This is a genomic window from Paracoccus sp. P2 (genome assembly GCF_046335115.1).
Taxonomy (GTDB): Bacteria; Pseudomonadota; Alphaproteobacteria; order Rhodobacterales; family Rhodobacteraceae; genus Paracoccus; species Paracoccus pantotrophus.
Genome location: NZ_JBGOSN010000111.1, coordinates 1 through 2,743, shown reverse-complemented (window position 1 = coordinate 2,743; position 2,743 = coordinate 1). Strand labels below are relative to the sequence as shown.

Genomic DNA, 2,743 nt, shown 5'->3' with positions numbered 1-2,743 from the left:
GTAAGCGCCGTCTCCGTCCCATTGGGATTTGGGGTGCGCTTGGGAGCGCGAGTTGGGTGCGTTGGGGGGCGAGTGCCGGTTAGTGAAGCTCACAATGAGCTCAGCCGGGAGTCCCGGATGTGCTCATTGTGAGGTCTTGGTCGCTGCCGCGTAGGCCCATGGCATCAAGGCGTCTATGTCCTTGTCGAGGTGGCCGGTGGCGATGCTTGTGAAGAGATCGCGCAGGTAGGCGTAAGGCTCCACGTCGTTCAGCTTGCAGGTGCCGATCAGGCTGGCGAAGCGGGCCCAGTTGCGGCCACCCTCGTCGTGGCCGGCGAAGAGCGCATTGCGGCGGTTCATGGCCGGGCTGCGGATGGCGTTCTCGACCAGGTTGGAGTCCATGTCGACATGGCCATCGTCGAGGAACAGCCGGAAGCCGTCCTGGCGGCGCAGCATGTAGTGCAGGGCCTTGCCGAGATCCGACTTGCGCGAGGTCCGGTCGGCCTGGGCGGCGAGCCAGGCGAAGAATTTATCGACCAGGGGGCGGGACTGCTCCTGCCGGATGGTGCGGCGCAGGCCGGCATCCTTGCCGCGGATGGCGGCCTCGATCCGATAGAGCGCGGCGATGCGCGCCAGCGCCTCGTCGACAATGGGCGAGCCGGCCTTCGGTCTGGCCGCGATGAGCTTCCTGCGGCCGTGCGACCAGCAGAACGCCAGCGCAAGCGGCTTGCCGCCCTTCCGGTCGGGCTTGGCCAGATGGGTGTAGCCGCCATAGGCGTCGACCTGAATCGTCCCGTCGAACCCGTCGAGGATCTCGTCGGCGTTCTCGCCGGCGCGGCCCGGGCGATAGTGGAACACCACGCCGGGCGGGGCGGGACCGCCCCAACCGCGATCGTCGCGTAGCACCGCCCAGAGATATCCGGTCTTCGTCTTGCCGCGCCCTGGGTCCAGGACCGGGGCTGTGGTCTCGTCGACATAGAGGCGGGTGCCGCCGGTCTTCAGAAGCACCGTCATGCGCTCGACCACGGGCGCGATCAGCGCGCCGGTCCGGCCCATCCAGTCGGCCAGCACCGAGCGGTCGATGGGCACCCCGTGCCGGGCCATGACCAGCGACTGCCGGTTCAAGGGCATGTGTTCAGAATGCTTGGCGACCGCGATCTGCGCGAGCAGCGCCTCGGTAGGCCAGCTGCCTTCGAGCAGATGCGCCGGGGCTTTTGCCTGCACCACACCGGCCCGGCCCTTGGGGCAGGCGTATCTGGGTCGCACCGTGACGATCACCTGATACCGCGCGGGGATGCAATCCAGCCGCTTGCTGCGGTCCTCGCCGATCCGGACCATGTCGCCACAGCCACAAGGACAGGCGATGCTGTCGGGCTCGACCACCCGCTCCACATGCGGCAGGCCTTCGGGCAGCGCCCGGGCTTTGCGCGGTTTACGCCGAGCTTTCTTCTCGGGATCGAGCGTGCTGGCGGCGATCTTCTCTTCGACCGCAGCGATGCGCGCCTCGGTCTCGGCGATGGCAGTCTCGAGGTCTTCCAGTGCCAGGTCCAGCTGGGCGGGGTCCAGCTTCTCGGACTTCGGCCCGAACTTCGCGCGGCGATACTGCTGGATCTGGCCTTCCAGCGTCACCACCAGCTCCTTGAGCTCGGCGATGAACGCCTCCTTCTCGGCCACCACCGCTTGCTCGTGCTGGCGTGCCGCGCGTTCGACCGAGGCCTCGAACCGGGCGGCCTCCAGCGCCTCGTGCTGCGCTGCAAAGGCCGCCACCACCTCGGGCGGGAGGTCAGGAAAGCGGCTCAGATCGAGGGGCTGCGACATGGCCCTTTCTATCCGATCCCGGCAGGGAAGCCCAACAAAACAACGCCCGGAACGACGACCTGAGTCACCCCGCCGCAGTCGGCACCGTCACCCGCTGCGCCATCACCCGCCGCCAATCCAGGCCCTCGACCAGCGCCTCGCATTGCGCCCGTGACAGCCGCATCACCCCGTCCTGAACCTTCGGCCAGGCGAACTTGCCCTGCTCCAGGACCTTATACACCAGCACCATGCCGGTGCCGTCCCACACCAGGATCTTCAATCTGTCGCCGCGCTTCGATCGGAAGATCACCATCACCCCGGAATGCGGATCGAGCCGCAGCGTGTTCTGAACGATCAGTGCCAGCGCCTGATGACCGCAACGGAAGTCCACCGGTCGGGTCGCCACCAGGATCGGCAGCCGCTGCCCGGCGACGATCATGCCGACCTGCGCAGCGCACGCACAAGCGCCGCCGCCCGCTCCGCCGACACGTCGCCCGGCACGCGGACAATAATTCCGTCGCCAATCTCGATTCCGACGACCCCTTCGGCACCGCGCGCGGCATCAGGCGAGGCATCCACCTCGTCATCTACCGACACCGGCACGAACGCCGGCACCACGGTCGCGCCTACCGCCTCCATGGCATCCGCCGGCAGCGCCAGAAGCCCCTGTCGCGCCTGGCGCCGCCAGTCCGAGAGCTGATGCGGCGCAAGATCATGCCGCTGCGCGACATCCACAACTCGCACCCCGGGCTGGAAACTCTCCGCCACGATCCGGGCCTTCACCGCCTCAGGCCAGCGCCGATACCCCCGCGTCCGACGAACCACCTCGACACGACCAACGAACCCGTCGCCACCATCCGCCACCATCCGCCACCATCGCCCCCTTGCAGAAAACCACAAAGAGGCTCGCTCCTACGCAGCTCGCAGGAAACCCACGATATCAATGGGCTGGAGACGGCGCATACGG

Annotated in this window: 3 protein-coding genes; all 3 read right to left on the bottom strand. The window is 67.7% G+C overall.

Annotated elements, in window-relative coordinates; translation table 11 throughout:
* Positions 1-123: 123 nt before the first annotated feature.
* The gene (locus ACDP63_RS24470) at positions 124-1,797 is read right to left on the bottom strand and encodes an IS66-like element ISPpa7 family transposase (RefSeq protein WP_024844429.1); all 1,674 of its coding nucleotides are present in this window, start codon (positions 1,795-1,797) and stop codon (positions 124-126) included.
* 64 nt (positions 1,798-1,861) lie between these two features.
* Positions 1,862-2,215 (bottom strand): IS66 family insertion sequence element accessory protein TnpB, encoded by a 354-nt coding sequence (gene tnpB / locus ACDP63_RS24465; protein ID WP_028710877.1) that lies wholly within the window; start codon positions 2,213-2,215, stop codon positions 1,862-1,864.
* The gene (gene tnpA, locus ACDP63_RS24460) at positions 2,212-2,643 is read right to left on the bottom strand and encodes an IS66-like element accessory protein TnpA (protein ID WP_143091340.1); all 432 of its coding nucleotides are present in this window, start codon (positions 2,641-2,643) and stop codon (positions 2,212-2,214) included. The genes tnpB and tnpA overlap by 4 nt, the downstream gene beginning before the upstream one ends.
* Positions 2,644-2,743: the final 100 nt, after the last annotated feature.